Annotated in this window: 11 protein-coding genes; 6 read left to right on the top strand and 5 right to left on the bottom strand. The window is 53.7% G+C overall.

Annotated features, from left to right (window positions below; all coding sequences use genetic code 11):
* Positions 1-61: 61 nt before the first annotated feature.
* The 3 genes from ACYVK4_RS00745 to ACYVK4_RS00735 form a co-directional block, all read right to left on the bottom strand.
* On the bottom strand, positions 62-847 hold the full coding sequence (locus ACYVK4_RS00745; RefSeq protein WP_461125570.1) for an SDR family NAD(P)-dependent oxidoreductase: 786 nt from the start codon (positions 845-847) through the stop codon (positions 62-64).
* Positions 848-923: 76 nt separating this feature from the next.
* On the bottom strand, positions 924-1,982 hold the full coding sequence (locus tag ACYVK4_RS00740) for a sugar phosphate isomerase/epimerase family protein (protein ID WP_461125569.1): 1,059 nt from the start codon (positions 1,980-1,982) through the stop codon (positions 924-926).
* 35 nt (positions 1,983-2,017) lie between these two features.
* Complete coding sequence (locus ACYVK4_RS00735) at positions 2,018-4,576, bottom strand: DUF7133 domain-containing protein (RefSeq protein WP_461125568.1); 2,559 nt, start codon at positions 4,574-4,576, stop codon at positions 2,018-2,020.
* A 246-nt stretch (positions 4,577-4,822) separates the two neighbouring features.
* Here ACYVK4_RS00735 and ACYVK4_RS00730 point away from each other — a divergent pair, with 246 nt between their 5' ends.
* Together ACYVK4_RS00730 and ACYVK4_RS00725 are read left to right on the top strand one after the other, a co-directional pair.
* Positions 4,823-5,608 carry an SDR family NAD(P)-dependent oxidoreductase gene (locus ACYVK4_RS00730; RefSeq protein ID WP_461125567.1) on the top strand — a complete coding sequence of 262 codons (786 nt, stop codon included), beginning with the start codon at positions 4,823-4,825 and terminating at the stop codon, positions 5,606-5,608.
* 57 nt (positions 5,609-5,665) lie between these two features.
* Complete coding sequence (locus tag ACYVK4_RS00725) at positions 5,666-6,010, top strand: hypothetical protein (RefSeq protein WP_461125566.1); 345 nt, start codon at positions 5,666-5,668, stop codon at positions 6,008-6,010.
* Between the two features lie 27 nt (positions 6,011-6,037).
* On the opposite strand, the gene ACYVK4_RS00720 is transcribed toward ACYVK4_RS00725, so the two are convergent.
* Positions 6,038-7,393 carry a glycosyltransferase gene (locus ACYVK4_RS00720; protein ID WP_461125565.1) on the bottom strand — a complete coding sequence of 452 codons (1,356 nt, stop codon included), beginning with the start codon at positions 7,391-7,393 and terminating at the stop codon, positions 6,038-6,040.
* A gap of 1,042 nt (positions 7,394-8,435) precedes the next feature.
* On the opposite strand from ACYVK4_RS00720, the gene ACYVK4_RS00715 reads away from it, so the two are divergent.
* The 4 genes from ACYVK4_RS00715 (at position 8,436) to ACYVK4_RS00700 (ending at position 20,022) form a co-directional block, all read left to right on the top strand.
* The gene (locus ACYVK4_RS00715; RefSeq protein ID WP_461125564.1) at positions 8,436-14,303 is read left to right on the top strand and encodes a beta strand repeat-containing protein; all 5,868 of its coding nucleotides are present in this window, start codon (positions 8,436-8,438) and stop codon (positions 14,301-14,303) included.
* Between the two features lie 318 nt (positions 14,304-14,621).
* The gene (locus ACYVK4_RS00710; RefSeq protein ID WP_461125775.1) at positions 14,622-16,229 is read left to right on the top strand and encodes an FAD-dependent oxidoreductase; all 1,608 of its coding nucleotides are present in this window, start codon (positions 14,622-14,624) and stop codon (positions 16,227-16,229) included.
* Positions 16,230-16,273: 44 nt separating this feature from the next.
* A complete protein-coding gene (locus ACYVK4_RS00705) occupies positions 16,274-17,998 on the top strand; it encodes an FAD-dependent oxidoreductase (RefSeq protein ID WP_461125563.1) in 1,725 nt (574 codons plus the stop codon).
* Positions 17,999-18,201: 203 nt separating this feature from the next.
* Positions 18,202-20,022 carry a beta-N-acetylhexosaminidase gene (locus ACYVK4_RS00700; RefSeq protein ID WP_461125562.1) on the top strand — a complete coding sequence of 607 codons (1,821 nt, stop codon included), beginning with the start codon at positions 18,202-18,204 and terminating at the stop codon, positions 20,020-20,022.
* A gap of 128 nt (positions 20,023-20,150) precedes the next feature.
* Here the strand turns inward: ACYVK4_RS00700 and ACYVK4_RS00695 are convergent, their stop codons facing one another.
* Complete coding sequence (locus ACYVK4_RS00695; protein WP_461125561.1) at positions 20,151-21,932, bottom strand: SGNH/GDSL hydrolase family protein; 1,782 nt, start codon at positions 21,930-21,932, stop codon at positions 20,151-20,153.
* Between the last annotated feature and the right edge of the window lie 256 nt (positions 21,933-22,188).

The following is a 22,188-nucleotide window of genomic DNA, read 5'->3' as shown; positions in this document are numbered from 1 at the left end:
TCCGGCTGTTTGATTTTACCATATAACCTGACAAACAGCCGGAACCTGTTTGAGCCTTTGTCTACCGGGCCGTCCAGCCACCATCGACCGTAAGCATGGAGCCGACAAGGTAGGAACCGGCATCGCTGGCCAGGAAAATAGCCGCTCCCTGAATTTCCTGTAGTTGACCCCAGCGGCCCAGCGCCGTGGCTCCCACCACAAACTTGAGCCCTTCTTCGGTGTCGGCGATGGGCAGGTTCATTTCGGTCAGGAAAGGGCCGGGGCAAATGGCGTTGACGTTAATATTGAAAGGGGCCAGCTCCAGTGCCAGGGCACGCGTCATTTGCACAACAGCTCCTTTGCTGGATGTATATGGCGTTCGGTTCGACAAACCCACCAGCCCCAGCGTACTTGCCAGATTGATGATTCGGCCCCGACCGGCGGTTTTCATGTAGGGCGTTACGGCCCGGCAGCACAGCCAGGTACCCGTTACATTGACTTCCATCACCTTGTTGAAGTCGGCGGGTGTCAGTTCATCAATGGCACCCCGGATATTGATACCGGCACTGTTGATCAAAATATCGATCTGACCAAAGGCTTCGAAAGCGGCTTTTGCCATTGCTTCGGCCTGTTCGGCATTCGACACATCGGCTGCAAAGGACAGGGCTTTTACCCCATAATCAGCCGCCAGTTCCTGCGCAGCTGCGGTACCTTCATCGGCGTTGCGGTTCACCAGCATGACATTGGCTCCGGCAGAGGCTAATCCGGCCGCCATCGCTAAACCCAATCCTTTGGAGCCACCCGTAATGATGGCCGATTTTCCGGTAAGGTCAAATTGACGGATGCCCGGAAGGAGTTCTTTACTCATTATTTATAGTTTATGGTTGTATTGCTTTTTGATCATTAACCAATGCGGTTTCTAAAACCTTATTGGTTTGACGGGCTTACACCAGCCCCAGCTTCGCTTTGCTGTAGTTGATGCAGGCAATAATATTCTGTTCTTCGAGGGCCAGTTTCTCGTCGGCGCTCAACGGCGTCACCCGCGGCAGGCCACCGGGGTATTTATGCTGCTTGACCGTTCGCAGCATTCTTGCCAGATCGGAGCCGGGAACGCTGCCCATCGTCTCCCAGTAGGCATTCGTCAGGCAGGGAATTTCCAGTGGGTCGCGGGTGATCATTTCCAGGCTGAAGGTGCCCGATGGATTATGCTTTTTGCACAGCTCGACCATTTTTGGTAGATCGAGAATGCCTTTGCCCATCGGCACCTCCGACAGTAGAAAACCGTCGGCATATTCCTCCACCGCCATGTCCTTCACGTGTGTGCTGAAGGTATACGGGGCCAGCGTTTGTACGACTTCCATAGGGTCTTCGAGCAGGGCCATGCTGTTGCCAAAGTCGAGCGTAACGCCAATCCATTCGCTGTTGACCTGTTTGAGCAGATTGACCAGGTCCGGAGCGCGCCAGTCTTTGTGGTTTTCGACACCCAGTTTCACTTTGTACTTGCGCAGCACGGGTTCGGCCAGTTGCAGCGATGCCAGGGCGGTTTTCTTTAACTCTTCAAAAGCTGCGGGCGAGTGGTAGGTTTCGTAGCGCCGACCCGTCGAGCAGACCGTGCGCAACACCTGGGCACCGGCTTCGCGGGCATTGACAACGTCCTGTTCAAATTTGGGGACATCCTCCGCTTTTTTGGGTAAGCCAATGGAGCCTTCCAGATACAAACCGTATTTCTCGCGCTCGTCGCGCACTTTTTTGGCGAAATCCGTCGACCAACCGTTGACGATCACCTGCACCCCACCGGCACCCAGCTGGTGGCAATGGTCGAGCAACTGAATGGCGTTGGTAAAGGCCGGGTACTTCTTGCTGTCGACTTTCGAATTCCAGCGGCTCCAGTACGAATGCACCACAATACCCATTGGCCGTTCTTTCAGAAAAGTCGGCAGCTTCGGTAATGACAGCGCCATCGCACCGAGTGAAGCGGTCTGTATGAAATTTCGTCTTTCCATTATGATAAGGAAGGTTAGGAGTTCAGGTAACTGGATTATTTGCCGCTGGTGGCCTTACCTTCGGAGATGTAGTTATTCAGTTCTTTGGCTGTCCAGGGGACTACACGCCCCTGCGAGGTGACGCGCGTCATGCTCACGGTTCGTTTGCCGATAGGCCCGGCATTGTTGCCCCATTCGTTGCGGATATACATCAGAATGGCCGTGATCGAGCCGTCGTCCATCGTGGAGTGTGAGGGCATAACGGGTAGAATATCGGGCACATCATACACGCGCTTCGCTACTTCTACCGGCCCTTCCATGCCGTGCAGAACAATGAGCGACAGCCGCTTTTCGTCGCCCAGAACCCAGTCAGAGCCGATGAGCGGGGGACCGAATCGCTTGAGTCCGGCACCGTCGGTTCCATGACAGCCCGAGCAGGTGCTGAGATAGATCTGCCGCCCCGACGCAAACAGCTTTTGCTCGTCGTCGTTCAGCAGACTCTTTTTGGGTAAAACCGTTCGGCTGGCAACGTGCCCCGGCCACTCGAACATGGCACTTAGAGTCGCCAATCGATCGGGTGAGATTTTATCCGTTGGCTGGGTCAGAATTTTCGGGGCCGACGCCAGCTTGACGGGTTTCAGCTTGCTGGAGGTACCCTGAATCGATAGACTGGTAAGAATGGCTTTTTCCTGCCAGTTCATCGCTGTTTTGTTCACGTTCAGCCGGTTCAGCAGGGCGGCCAGTTCCGTCGGGTTTCGTTTGCGGATGACCGCTGTGGTGAGCATTTCCAGGAAAATCTCTTTCGCCGGTTCCTGTGTTTGCCATTGAGGAGCGGTCAGCAGGGTTTGCAAAAAGGCGAACTCCTGGTTGTACAGGCTGCTAAGGGCCGCATCCCGGATCAATGCCGATTCGCCGTATTTGTTGACGATACCTGCCAGTAGTGGGTGAGCAGCCGATGGGTCCAGCACGCCTGCGGTGAGCGTCATCTGGAGAATCTGCTCAATGGGGGCTTTCGCCCACTGATTCAGGAGCTGCGCCCCCAGCTTTGTCCGAACGGCTTTATCGGTTTTTGCCATTGGTTCCAGCAAACGCAGAGCCGTAGAACTGACCAGCGGGTCGGCATCGGTCAGCTTGTCAAAAAGCAGCTCCGGACGGCTCGCATGCAGCCCCTCCAGTGTCCATAACGAGTGGAAACGTCCCAGGTTCGTTGTTCCCTTTCGGGCTAAGTCCGTCAGGGCAGGAATGACCTCTTGATCGTTGCGCTCGATGAGCAGCCGCTGGGCCATGTCGCGGTGCCAGCCGTCGGGGTTGGCCAGTTCCGCCACGAGTTCGGTCGATGATGCGGCTGATAGTTTCTTGCCCTTTGCCGGTTGCCAGTTCTCCGGCACAATGCGCCAGATGCGGCCCCGATGAACGGGCAGCACCAGGTCGCGCTCAATTGTTTTGTCTTTCAGATAGGGCGTTACGTAAGCACTGTGCTGAATAAGACCCCTGTACATATCGGCTACGTACAGCCCGCCATCGGGGCCCGTTGCCGTATGAACCGGCCTGAACCGCTCGTCGGTCGAGGCCAGGAACTCTTTGCCGGGGTGCGGGTCGCGGGCAGCAATCAGCAGGTCTTTATTCTCCGAGACATTGCGTTTTATGAGGTTGCCTGCCGGTTCACAAACGAACACGTTATTATAAAAAGGTGCAGGCAGCGTTTGCCCCCGATAAACCAAAGGCGAACAGGCTGCCGTAAACTCCAGCAGACGGCCGTCTTTATCCAGGGTGCCCGGTATATATCCCCGGTTAACCGCCGGATTGGGCCGGATGGGGTACACCCGCCGGTCGATGGTCAGGCCGTAGTCGATGCCGGTGGTAGGTGTATGATGCTTGTTACGGGAGAGGTAATTGGGTGGTACCAGGTCGGCGTGGAGCTGCGACCAGTTATAGTTGTAATGCAGGCGACCGCGATCGTCGTGACTGATTCCCCACTGCCCCCGGGCTTCGGTACTGTCGCGCAGCCACTTCCCATCGACTTCGTGGTAGCGGAAGCGCGATTTGGCATTGTAGATCCAGTTGTCCATGCTGCGCCAGAGTCCATTGCCCGAATGTTCGGGGAGGCCGCTGCCCGCATAATCTTTGTCGATCAGGGTTTTAGTATCGGCTTTGAGGTCGCCGTTGGTGTCTTTGGTGAGCCACAATGCCCCATTTTCGGCCACGAGTGCCCCGCCTTTGACTAATGCCAGCGCTCTGGGCATGACCAGGCTATCGAGGTAAACGTGGCTAGCGTCCATCTGGCCGTCGCCATTGGTATCTTCCAGCACGGATATACGGCCAACCGGTTTGTCTTCGCCTTCGCCGTTGATGTTGGGCATGAACCCGCGCATCTCCACGACCCACAGGCGACCGTCTTCATCGAAGGTAATCACGACGGGGTCCTGCACCATCGGTTCGGCCGCTACGAGCTGGATTTTCAGGCCCGGCTCAAGCTGAAACGTGGCCAGTTCTTCATGGGGGGTATGGGCGGGGGAGGGACCTTCGTCGAGCAAACTGCCAATTTTCCCTTTAAAGCTCAATAGCCCCAGGAGACTGGCACCCAACACGTATAGGAAATGAACGGGCTTAACCATGAACGAGATACAGATTTGTTGCTTCCAGACTAACCCAGGATTGTCTGATCAATCACTTTTGACAAAAGCTTTTTTGGTAGCGTAAATACTACAACTCGTTCTGTAAATTTTACAATTTGAGTTGTATGGCCTGTGATACCCACCGTCCCGGTCGGCTGAATCGCCAGTTGATCTATTCAGTTGACGGGAACAGTCGGTACTACCGGTAAAACAGTATATACCGGTTATTTTTTGGTTTAAAAAGACATGGTTTCACGCAAAGAATATAGTCAACGCATGTCGAATCGATTTACGCAACGGGTCGCTATTATTACAGGAGGTGCCGATGGCATTGGAAAAGGAATTGCCAGACGAATTGCGTCGGAAGGAGCAACGGTTATCCTGTTCGACATCAATACCGCATCACTTGAGCGCACCGTAGCAGAATTTACGGAATCGGGGCTGGGGGCAAGTGGGCAGACCGTCGATATTTCAGATGAAGCGTCGGTGATCGCGGCCATTGATCAGGTCGTTCAAACCTATGGCCGGCTGGATATCATGGTCAATTCGGCGGGGATCGTTGGACTGACCAGTACTAAAATTACGGACTATTCAACAGAGGACTACGACCGGATTTACCGCATCAATCTGCGCGGGGCGTTCCTGATGACGAAGCATGCCGTGAAAGCCATGGAGCCGCGTAATTACGGCCGCATTCTGCACATGGCGTCCATTGCCGGGAAAGAAGGCAACCCGTTCATGGCCGGGTATTCGTCCATGAAAGCGGGCGTTATTGGCCTGGTCAAAGGAGCCGGGAAAGAGTATGCCGAAACGGGCATCACCATCAATGGAATAGCTCCGGCAGTTATTAAAACGGCCCTGAACGAAGATACCGCTCCCGACCAACTGGCCTACATGCTGGCCAAAATACCGATGAAGCGGCTGGGCACTGTGGAGGAAGTGGCCTCGCTGGCGGCCTGGATTCTGTCGGAAGAAGCGAGTTTCAATACGGGCTTTATTTTTGATTTGTCGGGCGGGCGCGCTACTTATTGACGCCCCCTTACAACGCCTTTCCGGTATTTCGGGTCTGGTGTGGTAAAGTTTACGGATATGAAATGGCTTGTCTTCCTGCTGCTGCTTGGCTCCTGTCATCAGGAGCAGACGATACCCAACCGTTGTGGGGTGAATAACCCACTCACTGACCTTCCCTGGCTACAAAAACTGGTTAGTAACCGCGACAAAAATCTTGGTGTAAGTATTAAGCAAGGCACCTACCAGAACCAAACCGTTTATGCCGTTTATACATGCGGCCGTTGTTTCGCGGGGCCGTTTGTTACCGTATATCGATGTGATGGATCTCCTCTGTGTAGCAGTCTTGTCGTCGATACAACGTCGGGTGGATGCAGTCAAATTGCGAAGAACCTAAGTGATCCGCAAGCGTTGTTCAGCGAATAGTTCTGAAAAAGAAACGGTTAGTTACCCTCAATAGGCCATTTCCAAAGCCTCCGGGCGTGTGGCAACGCGGGGGGTAGGGCGGTTTTTAGGCCGCTTTTCCAGCAACTCCCGAATGTGCTTCTCACAAATGGCATCTGAGTCATATTGGTTAAATTCAGTACCCAGCCGCTGCACATTTCGCTTGTAGATGCGATCGGTCAGGATCTGCTCCACACTTTTCCTGATCTGGGTAGCTGAAGGCGTTTCGGTTTTCAGGTTGATACCCACCTTAAAGTAGCCGATGCGGGCAGCAATATCACTTTTGCCCTCATATACGCCCGCAGCCACCATGGGTAAGCCGTGCTGAATGGCCATGGTGACGCCCCCATAACCCGCGTTCGTGACGTAAACATGGGCATACGGCATGACGGTATTGAAGTCGATAAAGTCTTCGATAATAAAATTTGTCTGTGGGTAGCTGGCTCGCAATTCTTCGGTTTTTGAACCGCCTGTTGTGGCAATCACCAGCGTTTGAGGGTCATCTTTAAACGCTTCCAGCGTGGGTATGATAATCTTGGCGGGGTCGCGTTCCAGTGTGCCCTGGGTTACCAGCACAACCCGCTTGTATTGCTTTGCCAATTCAACCTGCTGAAACCGATACTCTATATACCGTCTGTAGGGCAGCATGGGGCCCACAAACCGAACGTTGGGACTCATGTCCGGTCGGTGGTACTCAAAGCTGGGTGTACCACTTTGCAACAGCAGGTCGGGCTGGCGAATAAAGGTGTCGAACAGGAAATCGGGACTAGGTTGTAAACCATGTTCAACCAGCAGGCGATTGAACAGATCGGTACTGGGCTTGAGCTGATAATTGATGGTGATATACCGCATGATCCGCTGTTTTATACGTCCGAAAAAGCTCTTTGACGGCTCCATACCCAGGCCTCCCGGCGGCAAGGCCAGCGATGTTTCGGCCAGGGGCACAACCCCTACGGCGGCTACGGGCACATTCAGCAATTGTTTGATGAGTGGAGCACCCGTAAACAGCAGATCACAAACCAGTAAGTCGAATGGAAATTCCTGATGGATCGAGGTCAAATCGGCCACAAACTCGGGAGCCCTGAGCAAATACATATTGTTTAGGTCGAACCGAAGATGAGCTATTTTGCCTTTGATCTGCTGACGTTCCGGAAGCTTTGTGTCGAGGTTAAACTGGTTGATCTCCTGTGCCTGCTGGTACGGATAATAGGGAATACCGAGCGAACGGATTTTATCGGCGTAGCTGGGTCCTGTGTACCAGCGTACATCATGCCCGAGGTTTTGCAGGTAAACCGCCAGACTCGTTAGCGGATTGACGTGCCCATGCATGGGCATGGTGGCGAAGAGGATACGTTTCGGTGTCATGAGGTATTGGTTCCGGATAACAGGAGAAAGAAGATACACAAGTAAGTATGCTAAAGTAGTGGGTGCATTTTTTGTGCGGTAGGGCCAGTCCTGTGAAGCGCGATTAGTGGCCGATGAGTCATCGTTTTAACCCTACAAACCGTAACAATCATCTTTCTATATTCCCGGATTACGTACGAAAAGGAAAGAGCCAGATAGCACACCTGGCTGATTTGACTAAATTAATTTGACTGAATTGTCTTCTTTTTGGCCACTTATCTAATACGTTCTGCCTGAGTTTCAGACTTCGTCATATTGAAGGGAAATTTTATTGAGGTTCATCTTAAGTAGTCAAAAAAGTATCTTTCAGTGTATATTATTTTTTCTGTAATTTGTAGGTGAAAAGTATTTATTGGGTATAAAAAAATATACAAAATTGGTATTAATAAGTATTTAAAATTTACCTCTTTAAAATTAAGAAATGAGATTCTTTGCAGAAACGTCTTTGGCACACAATTGGTAGGTAAAAGTATAACGTGAATTTAACTACATTAATCTGTATTAAATGTATAGTTAATGTCTGGATGATAATAAAAATATATCAGCATTAGTTTAAATATATGCGTATTGTTGTATTGAAATAGTTTTATTAAAAAAAGAAATAATTATAAAAGGTGGCATTTTCAGTCTATTTTATCTAGTTATAAAGATAATATGTCAATTCTTTGATAATCAATTACTTGATTTATTTTTAAGTAAATTCGAGTTGAAATTAATAATTAATAATGATCATAGTGATTACTTATTTTGATGAAAATACTTAATACAACGAATGCTTATTTACGCGAAAAGTTAGTTTTGATTTTATTGATCATTTAGAAGAATGGCACTCCATTTGACAGCATCAATAGCATATTATCTCTGATAAGAAAAATTCGACTTTCGACATTAGCAGAGATAATTATTGGTCAGTAAAACTATTGACACTCGCTCAATACGTACTCATATGGAGAAAGACGTTTACGGAATAAATTGTAAACTAATTAGCTATTTTATCAGGGCAATGAAAGACTGGCTTGCGCCAATGGTCATTCCCCTGATCTTCTTCGTTACGTTGGCGAATACGTCGATGGCCCAAATCTCCGGTGCTGTATACCGTGATTTTAATGAAGATGGTGTTCGAAGCTACACAGCTACTGCCCTGGGTGAGATTGGGGTTGGGGGCGTTACTGTCAACGTGTATAACAGTGCTGGCCTGGCCGGAACAACCACGACCAGCTCGGCGACGGCCAATGTTGGTTCATACACCGTTTCGGTATCCGGCTCCGGACCCTTTCGTGTCGAGTTTGTTAATTTGCCATCAGGCTATTACAATGGTATACGGGGTTCTGCCAGCGGCACGTCTGTTCAGTTTGTAGCCAGTTCGCCAGCATCTAACATTAATTTAGGCATCAATTACCCTTCGGATTACTGCCAGGCCGACCCTAATTTTATTGTGCCCTGCTATGTAAATGGTAACCCAACCGGCGGGGGGACATCCGGTACGCAGGGAGTACTGGTTACGTTGCCGTACAGTGCTACGAGTTCACTGGTAGGCTCCAGTACAGGCGGTAATGCGCCCAATGAGACCGCTATAGGCATAAATAGTCAGATAGGTACCGTATTCGGCGTTGCCTACCAGCGGGCAACCAACTATGTGTTTACCGCTGCTTTTGTGAAACGGCACTCCGGACTTGGCCCCAATGGGGCGGGCGCTATTTACATTAGCAAGCCATCCGGCACTACCTACACCCATGGCTTGTTTGTATCACTGCCTACGGCCGCTACGGCTGTAACGTTATCGGGCACCTCCGTTGTAGGATCAAATAGCACTCGTGGATTGCCCACTTCGCTGACAGTTCTAAATACAGATGCCTCCGTATTCGACCAGGTTGGTAAAGCCGGGCTGGGCGATCTGGAAATTTCAGAAGATGGTACGCAACTCTTCGTTGTTAACCTGGGCGATCGGAAATTGTATCAGATTCCAATTGTCAACCCAACCAGCGCTACTCCATCAGCCGGAACACCCACTGGTTATTCGCTGCCTACCGTTACGCAGGCAACCGGAAGTGTTTTTCGGCCATTTGCCTTAAAATATTACCGGGGTTTGGTGTATGTGGGTGGAGTCACCACCAACGAAGCCGTTTCAACAACCGTTAACTCGGGTACCGGGTCGACGGGAGGCACTACGTCGTTGATTACGCGTGACAGAACCGGTATGAAGGCGGTCGTCTTTCAGTTCGACCCGGCTAATCCCACATCGGGTTTTACGGAGGTACTAACGTTTCCACTCACCTACACCAAAGGCGCTACCGACAACGATCAGACGGGCGTAAGCCGTGCTGACCGCTGGTATCCGTGGACGGAGGTTCAGGCCGCCACCGGTTTGATTCCCAATCGGTACCCTCGAAATGACGCCAGTTCCACCGTCGGTAACTTCAGCTATCCGCAACCCATGCTCACAGGGATTGAATTCGATGTCGATGGCTCGATGATCCTTAGCATCCGGGACCGGTTTGGGGATCAGTACGGAAATAATAACTATGGAATGGGTGGCTCCACCGATCTGCTCTACAGAGCGATTGCTCCGGGCGATATTCTGCGGGCGGGCAGGTGTACCCCCGGCGTCGATCTATGGACGATCGAGAGTAACGCGAGCGTTTGTAGTGGCGTTGCTACGGCCGGTGCCAACACAAGCCAGGGCCCCGGTGGGGGCGAGTATTATTACAGTGATGCCGTTCCGGTGGGCGATAACGGTGGAACAGGCGGTGCGTTCAGACCATATCACCTCGAAATGAGCGAAGGGGGACTGGCCTTACTGCCCGGTCGGGATGAAGTGGCGTCCATCGTTCTTGACCCGACCGCCAATATTGACGCGGGTGGTATTCGACGTTTCAAGAACTCCGATGGTTCGGGTAGCCCGTCGACCAGCGTGCAGATTTATCGGAGTACTGATGTGGCCTCGTACGGGAAAGCAAACGGCTTGGGTGATCTGGAGTTGGATTGCGATCTGCCGCCGGTTCAGATTGGTAACCGGGTTTGGCGGGATGTGAATAACAACGGTACACAGGACCCCGGCGAACCGGGTTTGGCCGGGGTGCAGGTTGTGTTACGAGGACCTGGCTCCACCACCGTAGCCACCGCTACCACCGATGCCAATGGAGAATATTACTTCTCCAACCGAGTCGCTGCCAGCACCGCCAGTTCAATTGCAAACCTGACCCTCACTTCCGGGAGCAGTTATACCGTTAGTTTCCCAACCAGTGTAAGTGCGTTTACTATTAGTGCATTTCCCAATTCGGCTACCGGAACCAACGGCGACGCTATCGACTCCGATGCGTCGGCAACGGGGATCATTGCCCTGACTCTTGGCAATGCCGGAGAGAATGCCTTTACATTTGACGTTGGTTATGCCTGTACACCACTGGCGTTATCGTTAACGTCGGCCACTATTTGCGCGGGTCAGACGGCGAGCCTGACCGCTACATCAGGTTTTAGCAGCTACACTTTCTCGTCTGGACTCACCCAGTCAAGCCCGGTCAACATAGCCACTGGAGTCAGTGCCGGTACGTACTCCGTAACGGCAACCAATTCGTCCGGTTGTTCAAGCTCGGCTACTGGTACGATTACGGTGAACCCGCTACCCGTCGTCACCTTGTCGTCAGCCACTATTTGTACGGGTCAAACGGCCAGTTTAACGGCTACGGCGGGGTATGCGACCTATATTTTTTCAGCGGGATTAACCCAGACCAGTACACCAAACGTAGCCACCGCTACCACGGCAGGTACATACTCGGTAACGGCCATAAGTGCCGCCGGATGTATTGGGGTTTCTTCGGGCGCAGGCACCATTACGGTTAACACGCTGCCATCCGTAAGTTTGACTTCTGCCACCATTTGCGCCGGGCAAACGGCTACCTTAACCGCTACCGCCGGACTGGCATCTTACCGGTTCTCGGCTGGGTTAACCCAAACAGGGACATCCAACGTAGCGACGGGCACAACGGCGGGTACCTATAGCGTAACCGCTACAAACACGGCGGGTTGTTCGGCCAGTGCAACAGGTAGCCTTACCGTCAATCCTGTACCAGCACTGTCGCTGACCTCGGCCACCATTTGTGCGGGACAGACCGCAAGCCTGTCGGCGGTGGGGACTGGTTTTGCTACATATACCTTTTCGGCTGGACTAACGCAATCTCCTTCGTTAAGTGTAGCCACCGGTACGAACGCTGGTACGTATTCCGTAACCGCCACTACATCCGCCGGTTGTTCAGCTACCGCGACGGGCAGTATCACGGTGAACCCCTTACCCACCGTTGCTTTATCATCTGCCACTATCTGCGCGGGTCAGACGGCGAGTCTGACGGCCACGGCGGGTTCTGCCAGTTACGTCTTCTCCTCAGGACTCACTCAGGTAGGTAGCACCAACGTAGCCACGGCCACCACGGCGGGCACTTATTCAGTGACGGCTATCAGCAGTGCAGGCTGTTCGGCCAGCGCGACGGCCACCGTGACGGTGAACCCCCTGCCAGTGGTCACGCTGACTTCGGCCACCATCTGTGCCGGTCAGTCCACGACCTTGACGGCCACGGCGGGCTATGCCAGTTATGTCTTTCCCTCGGGATTGACCCAGATTGGCAGCACCAATCAGGCGGTGGGCAGTGTGGCAGGCACCTATTCGGTGACGGCCGTGAGTTCGGCGGGTTGTACAGGGGTGGCTTCGGGCACGGGCCTGGGCAGCATCACGGCCAATCCTCTACCAGTGGTCACGCTGACTTCGGCCACCATCTGCGCGGGTCAGACAGCGAGTCTAACGGCCACGGCGGGTTCTGCCAGTTACATCTTCTCTTCAGGGCTCACCCAAGTGGGCAGCACTAACGTGGCTACGGCCACCACGGCGGGTACGTATTCAGTGACGGCCATCAGCAGCGCGGGCTGTTCGGCCAGTGCGACGGCCACCGTGACGGTGAACCCTCTGCCGGTAGTCACGCTGACTTCGGCCACCATTTGTGCGGGTCAGTCCACGACCTTGACCGCCACAGCGGGCTATGCCAGCTATGTCTTTCCTTCGGGATTGAGCCAGATCGGCAGCACCAATCAGGCGGTGGGCAGTGTGGCGGGTACGTACTCGGTGACGGCTGTGAGTTCGGCGGGTTGCACAGGGGTGGCTTCGGGTACGGGCCTGGGCAGCATCACGGTCAATCCTCTACCAGTGGTCACGCTGACTTCGGCGACGATCTGCGCGGGTCAGACGGCGAGTCTGACGGCTACGGCGGGTTCTGCCAGTTACGTCTTCTCCTCAGGGCTCACCCAAGTGGGCAGCACCAACGTGGCTACGGCCACCACGGCGGGCACTTATTCAGTGACGGCCATCAGCAGTGCGGGCTGTTCGGCCAGCGCGACGGCCACCGTAACGGTGAACCCCCTACCGATCGTCACGCTGACTTCGGCCACTATCTGCGCGGGTCAGTCCACGACCCTAACCGCCACAGCGGGCTATGCCAGCTATGTCTTTCCTTCGGGGTTGACCCAGATCGGCAGCACCAATCAGGCGGTGGGCAGTGTGGCGGGTACATACTCGGTGACAGCCGTGAGTTCGGCGGGTTGTACAGGGGTGGCTTCGGGCACGGGCCTGGGCAGCATCACGGTCAATCCCTTACCTACCGTTGCCTTAGCATCGGCGACGATTTGCGCGGGTCAGACAGCGAGTCTGACGGCCACAGCGGGCTATGCCAGTTACGTCTTCTCTTCGGGGCTCACCCAAGTGGGCAGCACCAACGTGGCTACGGCCACCACGGCGGGCACTTATTCAGTGACAGCCATCAGCAGCGCGGGCTGTTCGGCCAGTGCGACGGCTACGGTAGTGGTGAACCCTCTACCGACCGTTACGCTGACTTCGGCCACCATCTGCGCGGGTCAGTCCACGACCTTGACCGCCACAGCGGGCTATGCCAGTTATGTCTTTCCTTCGGGGCTGACCCAGATCGGCAGCACCAATCAGGCGGTGGGCAGTGTGGCGGGTACGTACTCGGTGACAGCCGTGAGTTCGGCGGGTTGTACTGGGGTGGCTTCGGGCACGGGCCTGGGCAGCATCACGGTCAATCCCTTGCCCACCGTTACAATCTCCGTTAGCAGTGCAACACTATGTCAGGGACAAAGCGCGACGTTAACTGCCAGTGGTGGGAACACCTACGTGTGGTCGTCCAACCAGCAAACGGCTTCGATAGTCGTTACAACGGGGGGCGTTTATTCGGTTACGGCTACGAACACAAACGGCTGTTCGGGTGTAGCCAGTACAACGATTACGGTAAATCCCGCCCCAAACCTGACGGTTAATTCGGCAACGATTTGCGCGGGCCAATCAGCTGTATTGACGGTGTCTGGCTGCGATGGCGGCACCATTAACTGGTCAACCGCGTCAACAACAGCCAGTATACAAGTGTTGCCCCTGTTAACTGCGACCTATTCGGCAACATGTACATTTGCCACCGGCTGTTCAGCAACGATTGCCACCACGGTTACGGTCAATCCAGCTCCATCCTATACCACACCGGTACAAGTCGTGGCGGCTACCTGTACGGGCGCCGTGTCGAACAATAACGCTCGAATTAACCTGACAACGCTGCAAAATACCCAACGGGCTGACATCGTTTTAGGCAGTACATATGGAAGCGGTCCCGCTTATGGCGCCGTTACTAATTTGACCGTAACGGCGGGTAATGTCAGTTTTACCAACTTGCCGAACCCCGGATCAAGTCAGCCTTACACCATTCGCCTGTTCAGTGCCGGAGGCAGTTGTTATACAGACGTTACGGTTGTACTCGAACCAACCTTATGTGATTGTCCGGAGGTAAAATGTGTACCGGTTGTTCTTCGGAAAACTGCCCGATAAGTAATGTCTTTGACAATTTATTGGCACAGAGTAATAAACGAAACCCCGGCGGCTTGCCAGCGCCGGGGTTTCGTTTGAATGGGCGAAGTTGAGCGAGGAGTAAAGTAAACTGATTGACACAAATCCTTTGAGACAGCAGAGTCCATGTCTCTCATTCGTCAATCGCCTTTGTCTCAATAAATGGTTATGGAAAATTCCGCCAACAGCCCACGCCGGAAAAATTACACGAGCTTCCTTTCTTTTTGTTCGCTACAATGCGTACTGCTCCTGGCAATACTTGGTTTCTCCACGGGAGCGCGTCCGGTAACGGTGCGCCGGATGGTCGCACCAAAGGCCCTGACGCGGCAGGCCGATGTCATTGTTTATGGGGGTACATCGGCGGCTGTCATGGCTGCGGTTCAGGTAAAAAAGATGGGTAAGTCGGTGATCATCGTCTCGCCGGATACCCATCTGGGTGGCCTGTCATCAGGTGGGCTTGGTTTTACCGATACGGGGAATAAAGAAGTCATTGGCGGCCTCTCCCGGGAATTTTATCAGCGACTGTACCAGCACTACCAGAAAAAAGAATCCTGGAAGTGGCAGAAGCCCGAAGAGTACGGCAACAAAGGCCAGGGAACACCCGCCATTGATGGCAGCAGCCGGACTATGTGGATTTTTGAGCCGCATGCCGCCGAGCAGGTTTTTGAGGATTTCGTAAAAGAATATAAACTTACCGTTTACCGAGACGAATGGCTCGACCGGTCGGCCAAAGGGCTGACCAAACAGGCGGGCAGTATTCGTTCGTTCCGGACGCTGAGCGGAGCCGTTTATCAGGGTAAAATGTTTATCGATGCCACCTATGAAGGCGATCTGATGGCGGCTGCTGGTGTGAAGTACCACGTAGGCCGCGAAGCCAATAGTGTATATGGTGAAACCTGGAACGGCGTACAGAAAGGTGTTTTCCAACACGGCCACCACTTCAAAACCAACGTCAGCCCGTACAAAATACCCGGCGATCCGACCAGCGGTCTACTTCCCGAAGTCGCTGCCGAAGCACCCGGCGAGAATGGAACGGGCGACAATAAAGTGCAGACGTATTGCTTTCGAATGTGCCTGAGCAATCACCCCGACAACCGGGTACCCTTCCCAAAACCCGAAGGCTATAACCCCGACCGTTACGAACTGCTGGCGCGGGTATTTGCCGCTGGCTGGCGCGAAACGTTCGACAAGTACGACCCCATCCCCAACCGAAAAACAGACACCAATAACCACGGCCCGTTCAGTACGGATTACATCGGTAAAAATTACGATTACCCCGAGGCATCCTATGCCCGCCGGAAGCAGATCATTAAGGACCATGAACTGTACCAGAAGGGCCTGATGTACTTTCTGGCAAACGACTCGCGCGTGCCCGCTGATGTACACACCGCCATGCAGCAGTGGGGCCTGGCGAAAGACGAATTCACCGATAACGGAAACTGGCCGCATCAGCTTTATATTCGCGAAGCCAGGCGTATGATCGGTGTATTTGTGATGAAAGAAGCCGACGCACTTGGGAAAACGACGGTGCCGCAACCCATTGGGATGGGCTCGTATTCGCTGGATGCGCACAATGCCCAGCGGTATGTTAAGCCGGATGGGTTTGTTCAGAACGAAGGTGATATCGGCGTTCATCCCGACAAACCTTATTCCATTGCTTACGGGTCAATTTTGCCGAAAGAAACAGCGTGCAACAACCTGCTGGTACCGGTTTGTGTCTCCAGCTCGCACATTGCCTACGGCTCCATTCGGATGGAGCCCGTATTCATGATCCTGGGGCAGTCGGCGGCAACGGCGGCTGTGCTGAGCATTAACAACAAAGTAAGCCCGCAACGATTACCGTACGAAACGTTAAGCAAGGTCTTATTGACAGACAAACAGCGGCTGACGCTGAATCCGGCAAATTGATTTTACGTACAATGAATTGGTAATCCGTTGTACAGCACATACACATGAACCGACGTCATTTTCTAGAACAAGTATCCGTAAGTAGTGGAGCCGCCTTAACCGCTCCACTACTCACATTTTCGGGAGAAACGCATGCGCAAACCGAACGCATACTGAATCGAGCGGGGCAGGCTGAACGAGCCGCCGATGTAGTCATTGCCGGGGGCGGGCTGGGTGGCTGTGCGGCTGCTCTGGCGGCTTTACGCAATCGACGAACGGTCATTATGACCGAAGAGACCGACTGGATTGGCGGGCAGATGACCCAGCAGGGCGTTCCGCCCGATGAGCACCAATGGATCGAAACGCACGGCGCGACCCAGCTTTACCGCGACCTTCGCACCGCCATTCGGGACTATTACAAACAGAACTACCCGCTGACCGATGCGGCTAAAGCCAGTAAGTTCCTGAACCCCGGCGATGGGGCCGTATCGCGTTTATGTCATGAACCGAAGGTAGCTCTGGCGGTCTTACAGCAAATGATGGCTCCGTATCAAAGTTCCGGCCAGCTGACGCTGCTGCTCGAACACAAGATCACCTCGGCCGATGTGCAGGGTAGTCGAGTGCGTGCCCTCAAAGCCGTTAGCCAGCGAACGGGGAAAGAGACGATGCTGACGGCACCCTATTTCGTCGATGCCACGGAACTCGGCGACCTGCTGCCCCTTACCGGAACCGAGTTCGTGACCGGCGCAGAAGCCCGTTCCGAAACCGGGGAACTCCACGCGCCCGAAAAGGCCGACCCCAACAACTGTCAGGCATTTACGGTATGCTTTGCGATGGATTACATAGCGGGGGCCAACCACGTTATCGACAAGCCCAAAGACTACGCTTTCTGGCGAAATTACTCACCTAAAGTGACGCCGTCCTGGTCAGGGAAGTTGCTCGATCTGTCGTACTCGAATCCGAAAACGCTGGAACCAAAACGGCTTGGTTTTCATCCGGAAGGCATCAGCACCGGCGATAAACTGAACCTCTGGAATTACCGCCGGGTCATCAGCAAGGCGAATTTTAAGCCCGGAACGTACCCCGGCGATGTGTCGGGCGTCAACTGGCCGCAAAACGATTACAGCGCCGGTAACCTGATCGGAGCCAGCGAGAAGGACTTTAAAAAATACGTCGATCAGGCCAAGCAGTTAAGTTTGTCGCTGCTTTACTGGCTCCAGACCGAAGCTCCGCGCCCCGATGGTGGGCAGGGCTGGCCGGGTATCCGATTTCGACCCGACATTATGGGCACCGAAGACGGGCTGGCCAAGTACCCCTACGTTCGGGAATCCCGCCGAATCAAAGCCGTTTTTACCGTTCTCGAAGAACATGTTGGAGCCGAAAATCGGGCGTTGGTGACGGGCAAAAAAGACGCGAATACAGCCGCTGATTTTCCCGATAGCGTGGGGGTGGGCTATTACCACATTGACTTACACCCCAGCACCGGCGGCAACAATTACATCGACTTTGGTTCCTTGCCGTTCCAGATTCCGCTGGGGGCTTTGCTGCCCAAACGCATGGAAAATTTGTTGCCCGCCAACAAAAACGTCGGTACCACGCACATCACCAACGGTTGTTATCGGCTGCACCCCGTAGAGTGGAGTATTGGCGAAGCCGTGGGGATGCTGGTCGCTTATTCGCTCGACAGAAAAGTTATACCCCGCGCCGTTCGGGAAAAGGAGCAGCTGCTCGGTGATTTTCAGAAATTCATTCGTGCCCAGGGTATTGAAACCCACTGGCCGAAGGTGTAGCTGGCGTGGGTGAAGTGGCTGGCGCGAGTATTTACTCGTGCCTTTTTATAAAGCAAGCATTCGCTTGCGTCAGTGAATACTGACTTCATCAAAAGGCACGGGCAAACACCCGCGCCAGCCACCCACGTCACCCTGTTCCAGCGGACTTTTCTAAACCTTACGCCCCTTTATTCGTCTAACCGACAGTAAACAATCTAAACTGAATGTATAAGCTAATTGCGTTGCTTCTGCTGGCTTTCACGGCTTCCGCTCAGATGCCGGTTCCGGCGCTTATTCCGGCTCCCCAAACGCTCGAACCCGGCAAAGGAACGTTTGCTATTACCGCCCAAACCCGACTGGCCATCCTGACACCCGTGGCCGACATACGCCGGATGGTGATGGATAACCTTCCCGGTATTCCGGCATCTGACGCGCCCAAACTAATCAAGGCGATTACGGTTCGGCTGGCTCCCGTAGCGGGTGTCGGGCCGGAAGGCTATGACCTGGTGGTTACCCCTGCGGGTATTTCGCTGACGGCCCCCGAAGCGGCCGGGCTTTTCTACGGACTCCAAACCATGCGCCAACTGATGCCCGTTGCCAAAACATTTCGGGGACAGTCGATACCAGCCCTGCACATTCGCGACCAGCCCCGCTTTGGGTGGCGGGGGTTGATGCTGGACGTAAGCCGCCATTTTTTCGATAAAGCATTCGTCAAGCGCTACATCGACCAGATGGCCCAGTATAAGTTCAATGTGTTTCACTGGCATCTGACCGACGATCAGGGCTGGCGAATTCAGATCAACAGTTTGCCCAAACTGACCGAAGTCGGCGCGTGGCGTGCACCGCGATTGGGTGGGCCATGGAATGATATTGAAAACGCTCAGCCGGGCGAAGTACCGTCTTACGGCGGGTTTTATACGCAGGACGATATTCGTGAAATCGTTCAGTATGCGCAGCAGCGCAACATTACCATCGTACCGGAAATTGACATGCCCGGCCACATGATGGCTGCCATTGCCGCTTACCCGGCCCTGACCTGTGGTAAAAAACAGGTGCTTGTACCGACAAACGGTAAATTCTATAAGTTGGAAGACAACACCCTGAACCCGTGCAACTACGGCACGTACCTATTCATCGATAAGGTCCTGACGGAAATTGCCCAACTGTTTCCGGGACCTTACATCCATATCGGGGGCGACGAAGCGTACAAAGGGTTCTGGGCTACCTGCGAGGAGTGCAAAACCACAATGGCTGTCAATAACCTCAAAACCGTGGAAGAACTGCAAAGCTATTTCATTCGACGGGTGGAGAAAATCGTGCAGTCGAAGGGTAAAAAACTCATTGGCTGGGACGAAATTCTGGAAGGTGGCCTGGCCCCCAATGCCACCGTCATGAGCTGGCGGGGTATGAAAGGAGGGATTGAAGCCGCCAAACAGGGCCATCCGGTCATTATGACGCCCGCCCAGTTCTGTTACCTCGACCTCTACCAGGGCGAACCCTCTGCCGAACCCAGCACCTACAGCATGGCCCGGTTAAGCACGTCCTACTCTTTTGAACCTGTTCCCGACAGCGTACGGGTCGACCTGATTCTGGGCGGGCAAGGGAACTTATGGACGGAATCGGTTCCGAATAACCGGCATGCGGAGTACATGACCTGGCCACGGGCGTTTGCCATTGCCGAAGTACTCTGGTCGCCAAAAAACCAGCGCAACTGGCCGGGCTTTATGAAGCGGGTGGAGGCTCATTTCAATCGTTTCGATGCACAGGATGTGAATTACGCCCGCAGCGTATATAACCCTATTGTTACGCTGAAAAAGCACCCGATGGGTATGATGGAGGTCACTCTAAGCCACGAACTTCCCGATACGTATCTCTATTATTCGGTGGACAATACCGTCCCCGACGATCATTTTCCTCTCTACACCCAGCCTTTCCTGATGCCCAAAGGAGCCGATCGGGTGAAGGTTATCGCGTATCAAAACGGGAAACCTATCGGTAAAATGGTGGAAGTAATGATGCCTGTGGTCGAGAAAAAGGTGCAGTAGGGTAAGGTTGGCGGCTGGCACGAGCATTCGCTCATGCCAGCCTATAAAGTCAGTATTCACTGACGCAAGCGAATGTTGCTTTATCAACAGGCACGAGCGAATGATCGCGATAGCCTATAAAGTACACCTCAGTTCTTTTTCAAAAACGGCTTCAGTGCTCCAACCAGCCGCCGATAACCTTCGGCGTTGGGGTGGAGGCCATCGGAGAACAACGACTCCTCGATTTTGCCGTCGGGTTTCAGAAAAACGGCACCCGGTTGTGCAAAGGAAACATTGATCTCACCCGTCATCCGGGCAATGGCGTCGTTGATGGTAGACACACGAACTTCACCGTCACGGCGGGGTAAAATACCCACCATCAACACCTCGGTACCCGGTTGACGGGACTTAATGGCCTGTATGAGAAACTGGAGCCCGGCAACGATATCGGTGTCAGTGTTCAGTTGGAGGTTGTTGGTGCCAATCATCAGTACTACCTGATCCGCCTTATAGCCATCCAGTTCGCCGTGGTAAACGCGCCACAATACATTCTCGATCCGGTCCCAGCCGTAGCCGAGATTTTGCACGCCCAGCGGTTCCAGCACACTATTCCAGGAGTCGGCTCCATTTACGCGGGACGCTTTGGGCTCACCACCCCAGAAATGCGTAATGGAGTTGCCCATAAACACAAGGCGGGGCGGTTTGGCTTTCAGTCGGGCCAGCACGTCGCGGTGGCGAATCTCCCAGTCGAAAGACCCGTCGCGGTATTGAGTGCGGGGTTTCATGGTTGACAGGTCGCCAACGGGTTCATTCAGGATGGTTCGAAGGCTTTTCTCATAGGCATCGGCGTATTGCTGCATGCCCAGGTCCGTCGGGTGCGTTCCATCGACCATCGAATCCATATCCAGATTAATCTGCGATTTGGGCAACAGGTAGATTCCGTTCACGCCTTCGGCTTTCAGCTGCGTAAACGCCTGTTGCATCAGTAGGTTGACTTCACTGTAATACTGCTGCCGGATAGGGCTGATGCTGCCATCCGTATAGCCCGCGTGTTCGACCAGTAGCACGGGCGTGGCAGGCCGTTTCTGCCGCAGTGTTCTCACCGATTCCAGAATCCGGTTTTTGATTTCCTCGGGCTTAATGCCCACGGTCGCGATCAGGTTGGGCAAACAATCCAGCACATATACACGGGCATCAATCTGGCCCACGAGGTCAACGACTTCCTTTTCGAGTCGGCCGTTGCCGGAGAAGCCCAGATTAATTACCGGACGGTCCAGCTTACGACCCAAAATCGACGTCCAGGCCATACCGGGCCGCGACGCACAGGCACCCTGGGCAATGGACGTGCCGTAGATAACGACGGGCTTTTCGGGCCGGACGGGCAGTGGCGTTAGCGTTACCCCTTTAGGGACACCTATTTCGAGCCATTGAACGGAGTTATATAAGGGCAGGAACAGCCGATACTCGCGCCCTCGTTTGTAGGTGTCGTTGGGTTCCAGATTCGCGAACCGGTATTGAATGGTATCGCCAAAGGTGTACTTGCCGGTTGCCCAGAGCCAGTCGCCGTCACTGTTGCCCACGTATAGATCGACCCCGCTCACACCCGTAGCGGGCATGTGGGGTAGGGCCTGCTGCTTGTTGCCTACCACATATCGAACGACCACCTGATCGGTGCTGGCCCGGAATCGGATCATCAACCCCGCCGAACTGTGCGACAGGTTCCAGACTTCTTTGCGAATGCTCTTTTCTGCCACGGCTGGCAGCCGGTCATAGGGGTTTTGCAGGTCTTTACCAGTCCAGCCTTGCCCCTCAATAACAGGGATCTCGTTTTGGGCAGGATTCCACCAGGCATATTCGACCGGTGTTTGGGCAAGGGCAAATCGGGTTTGGGTATAAATCAGAAGAAAACAGAGGAGTAGCGTTTTTTTCATACATCAGCGGAGACACGGCAGGCCCCTGTCAGAACAGTCATTTTAGCGTAAAGGGCATCTACGCGTATATCTAACGCTTCTAAAGGCAGCCTGCCCGTCAAAACAACTTCATCCAGCTACACGGTCAGGGACGATCGGCGCGTTTTTTAGTTACATAATTATATTTTGGTAATCTATGGGAAAACGTATGTTTGATTGTCAACCTGGCAATTGACCCGCTTCTTATTTATGTTTTTCTGAATTTTAAGCTTACTTT

The sequence above is a fragment of the Spirosoma aerophilum genome (assembly GCF_054782495.1).
This window is presented reverse-complemented; position numbering and strand designations above follow the sequence as displayed.

What these genes read in the sequence shown, in the direction of transcription:
- ACYVK4_RS00745 (WP_461125570.1), bottom strand. Translation starts at nt 847, where the DNA reads ATGAGTAAAGAACTCCTTCCGGGCATCCGTCAATTTGACCTTACCGGA.
- ACYVK4_RS00740 (WP_461125569.1), bottom strand. Translation starts at nt 1,982, where the DNA reads ATGGAAAGACGAAATTTCATACAGACCGCTTCACTCGGTGCGATGGCG.
- ACYVK4_RS00735 (WP_461125568.1), bottom strand. Translation starts at nt 4,576, where the DNA reads ATGGTTAAGCCCGTTCATTTCCTATACGTGTTGGGTGCCAGTCTCCTG.
- ACYVK4_RS00730 (WP_461125567.1), top strand. Translation starts at nt 4,823, where the DNA reads ATGGTTTCACGCAAAGAATATAGTCAACGCATGTCGAATCGATTTACG.
- ACYVK4_RS00725 (WP_461125566.1), top strand. Translation starts at nt 5,666, where the DNA reads ATGAAATGGCTTGTCTTCCTGCTGCTGCTTGGCTCCTGTCATCAGGAG.
- ACYVK4_RS00720 (WP_461125565.1), bottom strand. Translation starts at nt 7,393, where the DNA reads ATGACACCGAAACGTATCCTCTTCGCCACCATGCCCATGCATGGGCAC.
- ACYVK4_RS00715 (WP_461125564.1), top strand. Translation starts at nt 8,436, where the DNA reads ATGAAAGACTGGCTTGCGCCAATGGTCATTCCCCTGATCTTCTTCGTT.
- ACYVK4_RS00710 (WP_461125775.1), top strand. Translation starts at nt 14,622, where the DNA reads ATGGTCGCACCAAAGGCCCTGACGCGGCAGGCCGATGTCATTGTTTAT.
- ACYVK4_RS00705 (WP_461125563.1), top strand. Translation starts at nt 16,274, where the DNA reads ATGAACCGACGTCATTTTCTAGAACAAGTATCCGTAAGTAGTGGAGCC.
- ACYVK4_RS00700 (WP_461125562.1), top strand. Translation starts at nt 18,202, where the DNA reads ATGTATAAGCTAATTGCGTTGCTTCTGCTGGCTTTCACGGCTTCCGCT.
- ACYVK4_RS00695 (WP_461125561.1), bottom strand. Translation starts at nt 21,932, where the DNA reads ATGAAAAAAACGCTACTCCTCTGTTTTCTTCTGATTTATACCCAAACC.